8 protein-coding genes and 2 pseudogenes are annotated in these 16,160 nt (G+C 37.1%); 7 read left to right on the top strand and 3 right to left on the bottom strand.

The window, feature by feature from the left end:
- The first annotated feature begins 520 nt into the window (after nt 1-520).
- Genes Q9306_RS17915 through Q9306_RS17930 form a run of 4 tightly spaced genes read left to right on the top strand, consistent with a single transcriptional unit; the run spans nt 521 to nt 10,323 of the window.
- Entirely contained in the window at nt 521-2,554 is a 2,034-nt protein-coding gene (locus Q9306_RS17915) for a hypothetical protein (protein ID WP_306200925.1), read from the top strand.
- Nucleotides 2,544-3,524, top strand: a complete 981-nt coding sequence (locus Q9306_RS17920) for a hypothetical protein (RefSeq protein ID WP_306200927.1) — start codon at nt 2,544-2,546, stop codon at nt 3,522-3,524. Before Q9306_RS17915 ends, Q9306_RS17920 begins: the two co-directional genes overlap by 11 nt.
- 14 nt (nt 3,525-3,538) lie before the next feature.
- Entirely contained in the window at nt 3,539-9,244 is a 5,706-nt protein-coding gene (locus Q9306_RS17925) for a DEAD/DEAH box helicase (RefSeq protein WP_306200932.1), read from the top strand.
- Nucleotides 9,244-10,323 carry a RecB family exonuclease gene (locus Q9306_RS17930; RefSeq protein WP_371932401.1) on the top strand — a complete coding sequence of 360 codons (1,080 nt, stop codon included), beginning with the start codon at nt 9,244-9,246 and terminating at the stop codon, nt 10,321-10,323. Before Q9306_RS17925 ends, Q9306_RS17930 begins: the two co-directional genes overlap by 1 nt.
- Nucleotides 10,324-10,425: 102 nt before the next feature.
- Here Q9306_RS17930 and Q9306_RS17935 read toward each other — a convergent pair.
- The 3 genes and pseudogenes from Q9306_RS17935 to Q9306_RS17945 all read right to left on the bottom strand — a co-directional run.
- Nucleotides 10,426-10,527: pseudogene (locus tag Q9306_RS17935) on the bottom strand (IS3 family transposase); the annotation flags it as partial.
- Between the two features lie 237 nt (nt 10,528-10,764).
- Nucleotides 10,765-11,022, bottom strand: coding sequence for a YolD-like family protein (locus tag Q9306_RS17940; protein WP_306200934.1), 258 nt, complete (start codon nt 11,020-11,022; stop codon nt 10,765-10,767).
- Between the two features lie 43 nt (nt 11,023-11,065).
- Nucleotides 11,066-12,216 (bottom strand): annotated as a pseudogene (locus Q9306_RS17945) (Y-family DNA polymerase).
- Between the two features lie 198 nt (nt 12,217-12,414).
- On the opposite strand from Q9306_RS17945, the gene Q9306_RS17950 reads away from it, so the two are divergent.
- The 3 genes from Q9306_RS17950 (at nt 12,415) to Q9306_RS17960 (ending at nt 16,033) form a co-directional block, all read left to right on the top strand.
- Nucleotides 12,415-12,789, top strand: coding sequence for a hypothetical protein (locus Q9306_RS17950; RefSeq protein ID WP_306200936.1), 375 nt, complete (start codon nt 12,415-12,417; stop codon nt 12,787-12,789).
- Nucleotides 12,790-13,272: 483 nt separating this feature from the next.
- On the top strand, nt 13,273-13,599 hold the full coding sequence (locus Q9306_RS17955) for a nucleoside triphosphate pyrophosphohydrolase (RefSeq protein WP_306200938.1): 327 nt from the start codon (nt 13,273-13,275) through the stop codon (nt 13,597-13,599).
- Nucleotides 13,592-16,033: a DEAD/DEAH box helicase family protein gene (locus tag Q9306_RS17960; RefSeq protein ID WP_306200940.1), complete on the top strand. Its 2,442-nt coding sequence runs from the start codon at nt 13,592-13,594 to the stop codon at nt 16,031-16,033. Before Q9306_RS17955 ends, Q9306_RS17960 begins: the two co-directional genes overlap by 8 nt.
- Nucleotides 16,034-16,160: the final 127 nt, after the last annotated feature.

The following is a 16,160-nucleotide window of genomic DNA, read 5'->3' on the forward strand; positions in this document are numbered from 1 at the left end:
CTTTTACTTGTTTTACATGAAAAAACAAGATCTCAAACCCATTCTTAAGTCCATTGGATAGAGCTGTAAATAAAGTTTTTCTCACAGAAAATATATCTGTCCCTATGTACGATTTACTTAACGATTTAATCTTACTATTCTATATTTCATCTATCACTGTTCTCATATTGTTAAACAACATATTGTGTAAAATATTGAATAACATAGCGGTTTAACGGGAAAAATATTATGAGTTTTTACTTTTTTTAGGTAAAGTGGACAAATGGTGTTGAATGTAAAATTAGGTAATTATATTTAGTGCGATATTGAAGAATAAAATAAAAAAGATACATCTCATATTTAATTCCAAATGGATTATTTTGGTTTGTATGAAAATCTATTATAATTAAGATAAGGACATCTGTAATTTTTGATATAAAACGGATGTGATTTTCACTTGTACAAATGTTTATAAAGTTATAGCGTGTCTGTAGACAGAACTCCTGTCACAATGTAACCATTAAGGATGTGTGTGGACATTATGTCATATTTAAAGTGGAATGACTTAATTGCCAGTTACTTCTTTAATGAAGAGATGGCTGGTCAAGAGGTTTTACTATTTATAGATAAGAGTTTAATTAAGCAATTAGGGAAAAAAATTGGTGAGAATTTAGATGATTTTATTTCTTCCCTCATTGAGGGACCGCACTGGATAAGAGCGAGCAGCAACTCTGGGATTTGTCAAAAGGCTCTCTTGGCTGCAGACAAGTGGAGGGGCAGAAAATTAGAGTATCCGCCTTATATCGGCTATTTAGCCCTTTTTGTTCTAGCCGGATATGTACAAGACGAGAATTTTTCTCAAATTGCCTATTATCCAAAACTGCGTAATTTGCTTGGAGAGGAGAAAGGATCTGGACAGTATCCTTCTTTTGATAGAATGGAAAGTTTATGGAAGGATCTTGAGAAATGGAGTACAGAGGATAAATTTGAGGAGTATGGGCGCTTCAAAGTTAGGATTAGAGGAAGGTATAGGCACGTTGGGTTACCTTTATCACAGACTATTATATCTAGTAGGGAGAGAAAGAGGCTCCCTTTAATTTTTAACAAGGTGGGTATCACTTTCTATGATTCTCCAGACAGTGAAACTGTACGAAAAATACTTCTTGATCATGGAGAGGAACACTTTACTAAAAAGACAATGAGGCTTTTAAAGGGAGAAGAAGAGAACAGTGAACTATTACAAGCCTTACTCGATCTTGCTGGTGACACATTAGTGGAGTGGGATGGTATTATACCAGGAGATTTAATAGATTCTAATAGCTTTGTCCATGCAAAGCTAAGACTGTGTTTATCGTTAAACAAGCTGACCGAGAAAGCCGCATTTACTCTTAGAATAAACACTCAAAATGAATTTCCTGATGAACCGTTAACGTTTCGAAGAAAAATGGTTGTAGATACCGTTAGATGCATAAGAATCACAAATGGATGGTCTACAGAACTTAAGGATAATCAGAATGTAAGGTTGGATGCAACTAGACTTAACTGGATACAAGGGGAACAGTTTGAGGACTTAGAAAATAGATGGAAAGTTTCGTTGCCTGGTGCTCCTGTACGTGTTTTTATGCTGGGGAGGGAGTATGGTTTGTACAATTTGGTGGAAGTCCCTCGCATTAAATTTGACTCTAAGTTTATGGTGCTATGTTCTTCTTCCCATATTGGTAGGGTAAGAGAGTGGCTGGAATATTCATGTCAAGGGGTTGGAGAACTTCAATATACGGGATTGCCACAAGGTTGGTCATTATTTCATGCAACTAATCCTAGGGAGCCTTGTTTAGGTATTCCGGCTTTAACGCTCGTAGAGGAGACTAAAGTTCGCTTTATTGATGGAATACGTTTAGGGAATGGAAACACCTTTCTGAGTACGTTATTACCAAGAATTATGCTTGAGAATAACAAAGAGGGAGCTATTGTAACATTAGGTGATACAGTACTTGAGCAGGAACATGAGTCTAAATATTGGAAGTTACCTGGAAATCTGCCGGTTGATAAAAAACTAATTATACATATTTTATACCAAGGCACAAGTGTTAAAAAGGTGACTTTTAAAGTTATTAAGCCTACTGTAGCGATATCTAGCACTAAAGAGTTTGTAAGAGAAAAGGGCTTATGTTTAGATAGAGAAGAGAAAGTAAATATTGGAGTAGTTTCCCTTGGTGCTACCACTTTAACACGTAATTTGCAGCGTCCGTTACCAACACACTTGTCAAATGAGATTATTTTTATTGGGCAAAAGCTAGGTGAGATATACCATTGGCATGGGAGAAATAAAGTGGAGTTGGAATGGGAACCTATTTGGGCTATATGGAAAGCTGGGCGAAAGAAATGGAAAGTACAATTTTGCTCTACACGGCCTTTAAATAAATGTGAGTTAGAAAGCCAGATAGTTAGCAAAAAAGACATGAAACACTGGAAATCAGTCATGTGCAAAATGAGAAAAACTATAGAGAAACCGAAATTTCAAGTTTTACATGAACTTTGGAATAGATATTTAGAGGTGGCGAAAAGTGTCCAATGACATTCTAAGTATTTTAAGTGCATTAGGTAAAATTAATATAGAGAAATTTAAGAAGATCTATGACATTCTTTTAAGGCAAGAATTTGGTGAAGATGAGGAAGAACGTCTCGACTACCCTTATTTTAACGTGTTAAATGACTTAGAGATGCTAGGGCACTGTGAAATTGACTATATAAGTAGGGAAATATACGTTTGTCCTCCTTCTTTTGCTCTATTGCCTAGTAGGGGGATACCAAAAGTAGTGTTGGCTGGAGGAAGAAGTGAAAAGGTGATAGACCATTTATATAGGCTATTAAAAAAAAATCCTGACAAGCTAAGTGTAACTACAGTAGACTCAGCTTATGCTAAAAATACAGTTTTCCCCTCGACAATTTACATTGAGGCTAAAAATCAACGTATTTTAGAAAGAATTGCTGAAATTATAGGAGCTGAGGGGAATTTTAGTGTTCCTGCTTGTTGGACATTATTAGCTGCAGTGCCTAGTATACAGGAAGTTATGGACTCTCTTAAATATAATGTAGAAGCTGAATTAAACTGGAAAAAAAATATTTTTTGTAATATCCAGTTACAATTTAGACAATTCCACTGTTCTGACAAAGTTAAGCTGATTAATTATACAAATCCGATATCGCAACAACAGCAAACTTGGATTTGGAATGGGAAGCAGGCAGCAAAGATCGATAGAAACTGGGGGAGATATGTCTTATTAGCTCATTATAAGATAAGGGTACTTTTATTTGATGAAATAAATCAAAGCTTGGCAGTACCTACTACTGTTCCATTGCCTAAGGAATTGGCAAAAGCTTCTGCCCTTTGTTCAGGTTATCTACCACGAGACAAAGCACTCATTAAACAAGTAGGAAAGCTTAATAAAGGAATAAGAGTTACTGTATATGAAGGAATATCAAATGAAATGGCTGTAGAGATATCTAAAAAGCTAGGACAAAATCTCGTAGAATGTCATTTATAAAGGGAGGAAGATAGATGAAAAGTCCAATAGAAGCTTTTGAAGAGATACGTGATGGTTTTATTCGATATGTAAGGACCGCATTTGGTACTAGGTATCCTTCTCTTGAGTTAGAGAGGGAAAATCTTCTATTACAATCAGGTGTTTTGTCGCAGCAACCATTTATTGAACCGCTGCCAAGATATAAGAGCTCTAATAAGAAGATAATGGAACTGAACGAGTATGATCTTCCAGGGCTAGATGCTCAGCAATTAGATTTATTTAGAAGACTTGCTAGCTCAGGTCTTTTTAGCACTAGGTATCCTTTGTATAGCCATCAGTTAGAGATGTTAAATAAAGCTCTATCTTCTAAGCATTCTGTCATTACTTCAGGCACTGGTTCTGGTAAGACAGAATCTTTTCTATTGCCATTATTTGCGTATCTTGCAAAGGAATCACAGAATTGGAAGAGACCGGGGGCGTCGAACGCACGTGTGAATGATTGGTGGAAAAACGAAGAGTGGCACAATGAATGTAATCCAGTAGTTGGAAAGAAACATAGTATGAAAAAATCATATAGGATCCCGCAACGGGAGCATGAGTGTAGAAAAGCAGGGGTTCGCGCAATAATTTTGTATCCAATGAATGCGCTTGTAGAAGATCAATTAACACGTCTACGTAAGGCTTTAGATTCGGAGGAAGCGAGAGAGTTTTATAATTCACACCTGAAGGGAAATAAGATTTATTTTGGTAGATATAATGGTACAGTACCGGTCGCAGGAAATGAGTATAAAAAATCTGGCAAGCCTAACAGAGAGAAAATTCAGGAATTAGCTGACCATATGAAAAAGTTGGAACAAACAAGTATTGCGGCACTAGAGTATGCTAATGAAACAGAAAAAGATGAAATACCATACTTTTTTCCAAAGTTAGGTGGTTCGGAAATGCACTCTAGATGGGACATGCAAGATGCTCCTCCGGATATTCTAATAACCAACTATTCTATGCTTAGCATAATGATGATGAGAGAAGTCGATAATGGTATATTTGAACAAACGAGGGAGTGGCTTCAGGAAAGTAATGAGCATATCTTTCATCTAATTATTGATGAGCTGCACTTGTATCGAGGTACATCTGGAGCAGAAGTATCCTTATTGCTTAAGTTATTGTTAAAGCGCCTAGGATTATCGCCTGAGCACCCTCAGCTGAGAATCCTTGCTTCCAGTGCATCTTTAGATTCTGAAGATGAGGACAGTCGTAAGTTTTTGGAGGATTTCTTTGGAGTAAATGGGAGGAAATTTGAGATTATAGAAGGTTTCCCAGAGCATGTCCCTACTGATGAGACACGCCTGCTGCCTGTTCATCCTTTTGTGGAATTTAATGAAATGTGCCGCGCAAATCTTACAGAAGCCGTAGAGTATTTACTATCTAGTCTTGATTATCAAGGTCAAGAAACTGGGCTAGATGCATTGAAAGGGATGCTTGAATCAGATAAGTTGGACTTAACTAACACCTTGCTGAATGCTTGTAAAGTTGATGGGAGAATCCGAGCTGTGTCAATTGATTCTTTTTCAAAAAAGGTATTTGGAGATAAAGTTGACGTTCCTCAACGAGATAGTGCCCTCAGTGGATTATTTAAAGCAAGGGAGTTATGTGATACAGAAAATTCTAATAGTAGCCTGCCATCTTTCCGCTTTCATTGGTTCTTCCGTAATATAGAAGGACTGTGGGCATCGACGCAAATAGATCAATCGAAGGGAAGACCTGTTGGTAGGTTGTACTCACAACCAGAAATCGTAGATGAAAACGGTAGACGTATTCTGGAGCTTCTTTACTGTGAACAATGTGGGACAGCCTTCTATGGTGGCAATCGCATGGAGTTCTCAGATGGTGAATTTGAAATGTTAGTCACTTCACCAGATATAGAGGGTATACCAGATAAGAGTAAGAAGAGTCTAGTAAGTCAAAGGAATTATGGGGAATATTCTGTATTCTGGCCTACTCTTGATGGGGAGACGCTCCACAAAGAGGCAAGACCTTGGGAGCAGTTTCAAGGAAGAGGAGAAAAACGAAGAGGAAAAGGTGAATGGAAAGAAGCTAGTATGAGCTCAGCGACAGGAAGAGTCAAATTATCGTATGGGCCTGCTTTGGAGGATCCGTCAAATAATATTAAAGGTTATAGCTTTTGTATAGAAGTACAAGACAAAGAGAGATTTAGTGCTTTGCCTTCAGTATGCCCATGCTGTGGCGTAAACTATTCAAAGAGAAAATACTTGAAGAGTCCTATTCGGGGATTCCGTACGGGATTTTCCAAAGTAAGCCAAGTCTTGTCCAAAGAATTATTTCATCAATTGTCGGTTTCACGTGACAAGAAGCTAGTTATTTTTTCTGACAGTCGTGAGGATGCAGCACAAGTTTCTAATGGTATTGAACGTAATCATTATAAGGATATTCTGCGCGAGATATTGGTTAAAGAGCTGAGATTAGCAACAAACGGCATGGCTCAGCTTCTAGAAGATCTTGAGTCAGATAATTCTTTATCCCCATTATCGAAGGAATACCGAGATGCATATCCAAATTCAGAAGATCACATTAGAAGATTAATTGATGAAACTAGAGAGGAACCGCCTGTAACATCTAGATATCGCAGATATTATGAGGAAGCATTGAAAGAAGTGGAACGTATAAGAAAGAAGAAAGAAGAGCAAATAGTCTCGTGTAAAGAGCTAATTCATTCGGTTTCAAACGAAGATTGCGGAAGGTTGATAGCCCAATTAATTGGTTTAGGAATTAATCCCGCTGGTAATGACCTTGAGTATCAATCATTTCAGTGGATAGGAAAAACTCATCGCTGGACAGAGCTGTTCGATTTTGAAAAAAGAACTTGGGCTCAGGATTTGCCTCCTGAGGCAGATATGTATAAAAACCGTATTCGTGAAAAGGTGCGAAAAGAACTATATGACCTTTTATTCAGCAGACTGTATTTTGGATTTGAGTCCTCTGGTCTTGGGTATGTACGTTTAAGTATTAGCAATTTAATCATTGAGGAAAATGCAAAAGCACTTTCGATGGAGCCAGCTATCTTTGAGCAAATTTGTAACTCTACGGTAAGAATTTTAGGTGATCTTTATAGACATGAGGGATCAGATTACACACAAGATCATTGGAGTGAATATAAGGATGCTCGTAGTAATTTGAAAAAATATATTGGTCAAGTTTGCAGCAGATTAGGATTTACTTCAAATAAAGAAAACGTTATGGGAGAACGGGTATTTCAAGTGCTGAAGAATGCTGGGCACAACGGGGCTGTGTTATTAATAGATAAGTTAGATATTAAAGTTGCCTCACCCAAAACTCATTTCTGGGAGTGTCCGAACTGCATGAGACCTCATTTACATCATTCGGCGGGAATTTGTACAAATTGCGCAACCGAGCTAACTCCAGAACCAACCGATATATGTGAAGCTTTAATGAAGAAGAACTATTTAGCTCACATGGCCTTAGATTATAGAATACCGGTCCGTTTACATGCAGAGGAGCTTACAGCTCAAACGGATAATCAAGCAGAACGTCAAAGGCTATTTCGTGGAATTTTGATGAATACAGTGGAAAGTCGTAATATTAAACAGGTTGATGAAATTGATATTCTCAGTGTGACCACGACCATGGAAGTGGGAGTAGATATAGGCGATCTCCAGGCTGTTATGTTGGCTAATATGCCCCCAATGCGATTTAACTATCAGCAGCGCGTTGGGCGTGCCGGAAGAAGAGGGCAACCCTTTTCCTATGTACTTACGCTTTGTCGCGGAGGTAGAAGCCATGATGATCATTATTTTAAGAACCCAAGCTCAATTACTGGTGACCCACCACCTGTACCATTTATTACAGTAAATCAGCCTCTTATTATGAGAAGGCTCTTGGTAAAAGAATGTTTAAGGCAAGCCTTTAAGGATATTGGTGTTCGCTGGTGGGATGGTCCCAAAAGACCACCAGACAGTCATGGAGAGTTTGGCTCGAAGAGGGATTGGGATGGTCGCAGAAATAACATTCGTGATTGGATACAGACAAACACTCAAGAGATTCTTACAACTATAAAAGCATTGCTTCCACTAGAGTATAATACGACACAATTAAGTGAATTTCTTGCATATATACAGAATGATTTAATATATGAGATTGATTCTTGTGTTAATAATCCGGAATTGCTGGGAGAAGGATTGGCTGAATGCCTTGCAGAGGGGGCAAGATTACCTATGTTTGGCATGCCTACTAGAACAAGAAACTTATATCATGGTTCTAGAAAAGCTCCATACGACATTTTCAGTATTGATCGGGACATTGAACTTGCAATTAGCGAGTTTGCACCAAGAGCACAAAAGACAAAAGATAAGGCGATCCACACTGCAATTGGATTTACCGCTCCACTAATGAAACGTACCCTAAATAAATGGATAAGTATAAGTAATAACCCTTTACCAGATCTGAATCGGCATTTGATTGCTCGCTGTAGCAATTGTGGTTATATGAAGGTAGATGAACAGACAGAGGAGTGTAAAAATTGCGGAATGCCTGAAGGAGGGAACTTTAAAGCTTATAGGGTAGCTATTCCTCTTGCATTTAGAACAGACTTATCTGAAGGAGTGAATGCTAAGGAAGAGGACTGGACTTTTACTGGTACACCATCGAGTATTGCGGAAGGAAAAATATGTTCTTTCAAAAGTGTGAATAACTCTAATACACAGGTCAGCTTGAGTGAAGACGGGCGCGTATGGAGAATTAATGATAATGGTGGAAAACTATTTACAGGAGGGATTGTCACAACTAACAAGACGAAAAAGTCAGATGGTTCTTTTCGAAAATCAGTTGAGTTAGAAGGACAGTGGATATTGGAGGAATATAGCTATGTTAGTGAGGAATCATTCACTGAAAAAGAATCTATAGGTATAGCGTCTTCAAAAACCACAGATTTATTGAGAATTAGACCAGCTTCAACAAATAAAGGGCTAAATTTTGATCCTGTTGATGTAACAGGAAGATCAGCACTATTCTCAGCGGCTTTCTTGCTACGCTCAGTGGTTGCAGAGCGGTTGGATATTGACGCTGATGAGATTGAAATTTCACAGTATCTAAGATCGAAAGTAAGTGATGACAGCCATGTAGGTGAGATTATTCTTAGCGACTGTTTGCCGAATGGTGCAGGTTTCGTAAGTTGGTTAGAGTCTAAGTGGGAAAAAGTAATAAATGAGATACTTTCTCCAGTAAAACAGTATTCGTTTTCAAAGTATATTATCAGCGATGCACATAAATGTGAAGCTGCGTGCTATAGCTGTTTAATGAATTATAGAAATATGTCGTACCATGGAATTTTAGACTGGCGTTTAGGCTTGGCATATCTAAGGGCAATGCAAAACAGAGATTATCAGTGTGGCCTAGATGGGGATTTTAACTATCCTGAAATCAGAACATGGAAAGAATCTGCGGAAATACTGGCACAACAATTTGCTGCATATTTCGACTATGAGTTCGTCAGTTGGGCAGGTATTCCTGGAATTAAGGCGGGAAATCAAAATATTATTATTGTGCATCCTCTTTGGTCTCAAAAGAATCCTGTTGGTATATTAGCGGATGCAATTGTTGAAGCTGGTGGGCAAGCAGAATTTATTGATACTTTTAATCTACTAAGACGTCCCGGATGGTGTCATGAAGAATTAAGTACAAGAAAAACAGAGGAAACTTGGTGGTGATGTTAAAGGAACTGCGACCCCTAAAGAGAATTGCACCGAGCCGTTTTGTAAATATGAAGCGTTGTAGGCTGCGGGAAGTACTAGTTCAATCGGATGTGGGAACATTTCTCCCGTCTCCACCTAATACTTATTTTGGTGTTATCGCACATCAACTACTAGCTAAAGCCGTGACTGGAATTATACCTAGTATTGATATAATTGAGAGAGAATGGGAGACCTTGATAGCAGATTTTGAAAAGCAACTTACCAAATCTGATTTTGAGCGACACCTAGCACCTCTATCTAATACGGTGAAAAGCTATGAGGTACGGAAAAGGATGTTATTTAAAGCTGCGGCTAAGCTTATTCCACGAGGAGAACATTTCCCTAGCTCTATTAGTAGTGCTGAAAAGTGGATTGAAACTAGCGATAGGATTCTCGGGGGATACATTGACAGAATAAAATTTACAAACGGAAACTACGAGATAATTGATTTCAAGACGGGTACTGTCGTGGACCCCAGCACTAACGAGATAAAAGAGGAGTACAAATGTCAAATGATGCTCTACGCAGCGATTTTGTTTGAAAATCTTGGAGCATGTCCTGCATCATTGAGGATACAGGAATTAGAAGGAAAATGTTTTGATATAAACTTTAAAATCGACGATTGTTTGGAACTTAAAGAACAAGCAAAGCAGCTTTTTAAGGAAACAAATGATATAATTGAACAGGCAGATGGAATAGAGGAATTGCAGTATGCTTTAGCAAATCCTGCTGATGAGAATTGTTTATATTGTAGTTTTAGACCGGTGTGCAATCCTTATTGGAAAAAGAAAGTTGGAGCTTCTAGTCACAGTGGGGCTTGTGATATTAGAGGGAAACTAGTAAGTCTTCAGTTACTAGGCAACGGAACCTACCTAATTAAAATAGAAGGTTTAAAGAACACCTATAGGGTAAGGGGGATACATCCTCATCGTCATCACATTACTGTTGGTGATTATATAAGTATTTATAATTTGCGCTCAGATAAGGTTGAAAACTGCTTTTCAGAAGGTCTTTTAACAACAGTTTACATCCATAAAAAAGATAAGAAGTTTTAAAAATGAGAAGACAGTGATTGCATAAATGATGTGAATTGACCCAAAAATGTTAGATATGGTATTTCATTAGACAACCTATTTGGCATGAGTTTGGTACTGTACCTAGCTCATGCCTTTTAATTGTATCTTAATTCTTTTGTTATTATAGTATTCAACATATTTCGTTAATCTCTCTTTAAACTGCTTAACACTTTCCAATTCCTTTAAATAAAAAAATCTAGATTACACAATGCAAGGTCCCGTAAAAGAATTAAATTTAATAAAAAAACAGTTTGTAATAGAGAAGATGGAAAAAGTCCAAATAGTTTGAAGAGGTAAAGACTTCCTCTGCTTTTATGTAAAATAGTATAATTAGTTCTAGTTGGTATTTCGAACGATACGTATATACACATAAAATAGCCACTAATAGATTCTGATCAACACCTACAATATCACCAAATTTCAACCGCAATGTAAACTCAAACAAGTCTTGAAAAATTGGCATGCAATTGCTTTTGTAACGATTGTCTCATGGAGAATTTGTCCGCCTTGGCAATAAGAAATCATAATCATTTTTTGTAATTTCATGGACTCAAGTAGTGCTCTTTCAGTTTCTTCGTTCATATCCTGTGCAACTATAGGGCGTGGTAATTTTATTTGATCTTCAATGTGTTGTTTATACCGATAAATTGTTCTGGCATACTCGCAAATGGCTGCCATTTTACCATTCCTTAACCTTTTGTTTTAGGTACTCCTATATTATTCATGCTTTGTGTCTTTCGATCAGTGTGTTTCTATATCTTCTAGCAGTGGTAGGGAAGTAGGATACTGTTTTTGCCGAAACGTGTTCTAATTTCATCCATCATTTTTGCAAGGCTGATTTGTTCTTCGCTCTCATTTACTAAATTCGTTAGTGCGATACTTACTGTGCGGATCGGTTTGCCGTACGTTTTAATGTACCTGTTTTTTTGAAATCTCCAGGAGGGTTCTTTTTATAACTAATAGAAAATTGTATAGTCCGCGCTAGTTTGTGTTTGCTGCGCAATCTGTAGCAAACTTCTTCTGTATGTTCTAATAGAATTGGCTGAACCTCATGTATTTCATAATCGCGTAATAGGATTTGGCTTTTACAAATAGACGTTTCATGCGGTACATAATTTTCAGAAATACGGCTAAAGTCGATGCCGTTGCTATGTAAGTGAAGTTCCTCGCCGATTATTCCAAAGCTTTCTTTTAAGTAATGCAATGGATAATGCGCTAAATCATCGATAGTAGCAATCCCTTTCCGATTTAGTTTTGCTTCTGTTCTGTGAGAGATGCTCCAAATTTGATTTAGTGGTTGTATTGACCAAAGATTTTCTGGTACATCGCTATAAACCCAATAAGCAATTCCGTTTTTGTTTTCTTAGCTTCTACGTCCAAAGCAACTTTACTCATTAATAAGTTCGGCCCAATGCCGATCGTACTGTGGATGCGAGTATGTTTGTATATCTCTCTCTTGAAATTCAGCGCAAATTCATACGGATAATCCGCAAACAAATGTAGACTTGTGGTTACATCCATGAAAAACTCGTCAATGGAATATTGGTGAAAATCCTCTATAGACACGTATTGTAGCGCTAATTTTGTTATGTAATTTGAACATCTTATATATGTTTTCATAATCGGGTTAACAATTAGTATGCCTGGTCGTTTTGGGATATCTTATAGCCGACTCATCTTTTTGACCCCTAAGTCTTTAAACGGAGGAGTGGCAGTTAACACAATCGAGCCTTGTCTATTCACATCGCCAACAACGGCTAGTTTCGTACGTAATGGATCGAGTCCCATTTTCAAGCAGGATACACTAGCGTAAAAGCTTTGAAAGTCTACGCATAAGATGTATCGGTTCGGTAATAGGGAATAGTCATACAAAGTAATCACTACTATATGCAGGAATTTATGTTCTGTTAGAAGTTTTAATTTTGTTTATTTTCCACTAGACGATATATAAAAGGTAAATTTAACTATTGTTAATAGGAAATTTATACTTTATTTACATTTTGTTAACTTTTGGGTGCTAAAATTTTTACATGTAGAAGATAGACGAATTACTCTAAAGGAGAGAGGAAAATGAAACAGTTGGAGAAGTACAAAGTATCTGTATCAGAAGGGCAGAGGGTAATAAGGTATATTGCAGAAGTGAAGCGTGGTCACAATACATATTATTTTGAAATTAATAAGGCAATTGATTTCATGTCAGTATATTTTATCGATGGGATAAAGCGTAGGTTCTCAATCGCTAGTGTCGAGGAAGTGCTCAAGATCATAGTTAACGAGATAGAAAGGAAACGGTATCGGAATATCATAGGTGATGCGAGTTGGTTATTACTAAATGGAATACATGATTTTCGGGGTATGACGAAAGAAGAGCAAGCTGCATTTCTTTATTTGAAAGAAAATGTATTAGATGACATGGAAGTGGAGTTAGAGGAAGTAAATGTATGAGTATAAAGTAAAACCGTCTATAATGGCGGTTTTATTTCTATAAATAATAGGAATATAGATTTTCCTGCCTATTTTTACCCCAAAAGTGCCGTTTCATTCATTCAGTGCTATACATATAAACCTTTCCTTGAATATTAATGGATTTCATTATGATCCCGACTGTGTTCGAGCCAGCGACCTCCACTCTATCAACATAGAGTTTGTATTTTCAATCATCTCTCTCTATTTCTCCAACTTATTCTTCTTATAATAATTAATTTCAAGCTTTTTTAACTCATATACGTATCGACTTTTTGATCAGTAATATATACAAGTATTCTCCTTTTAGATTTTTAATAATATATGTATGAGCATGAAAAGTACAGCTTGTCTTATCTATGAAGAACGTGAATTTTACTCTATCCATTACACGCTCATTTCAAGAAAAATAGCAAATTCTGTGTGATATAATAAAATCAAAATAGAAGTATTGGAGGAATCACAATGCCAACTTACAACAAACTAGTACGAGATCGCATCCCACAAATCATCGAAAACAACGGGAAAACATTCACAACAAGAATCCTAGATGAAAAAGAATACATAGAAGAAGTATGCAAAAAAACACAAGAAGAACTAGCAGAATATAGAGAAGCAGAAACTCCAGAACATAAAGTAGAAGAATTAGCCGATTTACTGGAACTTGTAAATGCACTAGCACAGTATGAAGGTGTAACGCTTGAAGATGTAGAGAAAGTGCGTAAACAAAAAGCAGAAAAACGCGGCGGATTTCAAGAGCGAATCTTTTTAATTGAGGTAAATGATGACTAATGTTCAGCTTATTACGAGCAATTTATTACATAAGTTAGAGAAGTATATAGATGAAGCGAAAGCAATCTATATTTTAACTTCATTTGTAATGAAGTCGGGTGTGAATGTTTTGGCAGATCCATTGCGAAAAGCAGCGGAGCAGGGCGTTGATATTAAAATTTGTACGGGTGACTATTTGTATATTACACAGCCCGATGCACTAGAGAAGTTATATGAAATTCACCCGAGTATTGAAATTCGTTTGTGGAAAAGTGCAGGGAAGTCCTTTCATCCGAAGGCATATTTGTTTGAGCATGAGACAGACGGTGTGATGATTGTTGGATCTTCGAATATGTCGAAGTCGGCATTAACTAGCGGTGTGGAATGGAGTTTACTTGTAAGAGAAAGTGTAGATGAGGATACATTTTCAGAGGCAATTGATCAATTTTTACATGTTCATACGCATGAATCTACGATTGCGGTGAATGTAGAAACGATTAAACAGTATAGACAGGAATATGAGGGATTTCATCAAAAGCATCCGGATTTAGTTCGAACATGGACGAAGCAAGAGGAGATTGAGATGACGATTCCTTCTGCTGGAGAAGATTATAGTGTTAATTCAGGAGCAGCAGTTGAAAAAGAATCTATAGCTTCATATGAAACAGCAATCGCACCGCGCTTTGCGCAAGTTCCCGCTTTAGAGCAATTAGAAAATATGCTTGAAGAAGGTTATAACAAGGCGATGGTTGTAATGGCAACTGGTCTTGGGAAAACGTATTTGGCTGCTTTTTTCGCGCAGCGTTTTAAACGGGTTTTATTTATTGCACATTTGGAAGAGATTTTGAATCAAGCAGAAAAATCTTTCCAACGTGTGATCCAAGATAAGACAACTGGTATTTATAACGGGAGAAAAAAAGAAGGAGAACGAGACGTCGTTTTTGCATCCATTCAAACGTTAAGCAGAAAGCGTCATTTAGAAAACTTTTCTCCTGATGATTTTGACCTGATTATTGTCGATGAGTTCCATCATGCTGCAGCAAATAGTTATCAAAAGGTGTTAGATTACTTTACTCCTAACTTTTTATTAGGGATAACTGCTACACCAGATCGGAATGATTTCCGTGATATTTATTCAATTTGTGATGGGAACGTTGCGTATCGAATTGATTTTATGGAAGCAATTCAGCGTGGGTGGCTGTCTCCGTTTCATTATTACGGCGTATACGATGATACAGATTATTCAGATGTGCGCTGGCTTGGTAATAAATATGATAGTGAAGAGTTAGCACAAATCCAGTTAAAAGAAGAGTTAGCTGACAATATTTTAGAAGCATGGAAGAAATACAAGAAAACGAGAACGATCGTGTTCTGTTCTAGTATTCGTCAAGCTGATTTCCTATCATCATATTTTAGTCGTAATGACTACCAAACAATTTCTCTTCATTCAGGAGCTAAAGATGTATCAAGAGAAGGTGCGATAGCTTTACTAGATAATGGAGAACTTGATGCAATCTTTACGGTTGATTTATTTAATGAAGGTGTTGATATTCCTTCTGTAGATACGCTTTTATTCGTTCGCCCGACGGAGTCATTAACAATCTTTACGCAGCAAATTGGCCGTGGATTACGATTACATGACAATAAAGAGTATTGTGTCGTGATCGATTTAATTGCCAATTACCGAAATGCAGATGTAAAAATGCAAATGCTTCGTGTTGATGGAGGCATGACTAAGGGTGGCGGTTCAGAAAACATATTTCCGGATGGTTGTGTAGTAGAGTTTGAGTTAGAGGCAAAACAGCTATTAGATGAGTTGATGAAAAAAAGAATGCCGCGAAAAGAAAAACTGTTGCATAGCTATCAAACGGTAAAAACGGAATTGGGACGCAGACCAACGTATTTAGAATTACATAAGCTTGGTACAGAAGAGAGTAAAGAGTACCGTCAAGAGTTTAAGTCATACGTAGGATTTCTAGCTTGGAGCGATGAGTTAACAGAGCAAGAAAAAGAAGTATTCATGCGATATGAAACATGGCTACAAGAAGTAGAAAAAACAGGTATGGCAAAAAGTTATAAAATGCTATTGCTGTCAGCGATGCTACAACGAGGAGAAGAGAAGTGGTATCATCCAATTTCACCGCAAGAAGTAGCTCCGTTTTTCCATCATTTCTTAATGGAAAAAGAATATCGCAAGCGTATTGATTTTAGCGATAAGCAAGCGCAGCGTATGTGGGAATACGATGAAGAGAAAGTTAGTAAATTAATTGCCACAATGCCAATGACAAAGTGGAGTGGCAGTTCAAAAGGATTACTATCATTTGATGAAACTTCTTTTTCTTTAAATATGGATATTCGAAAAGAAGATGAGGATCTTTTATTTAGGTGGACAAAGGAAATTTGTGATTACCGTCTTCATACATATTTTGAAAGAAAAACAGCAATGCCGAAATAGGTGTTGCTTTTTTTGAAGGAATTCTAAAACTAAGCGGATGTTTAGTATATAGGAAAGCTTTATATGTTATCTAAGATTTCATCATTGTGCTTAGAATTATTGATTAACTAACTTGATAATTTTGATG

The organism is Bacillus multifaciens (genome assembly GCF_030756675.1).
GTDB lineage: Bacteria > Bacillota > Bacilli > Bacillales > Bacillaceae_G > Bacillus_A > Bacillus_A multifaciens.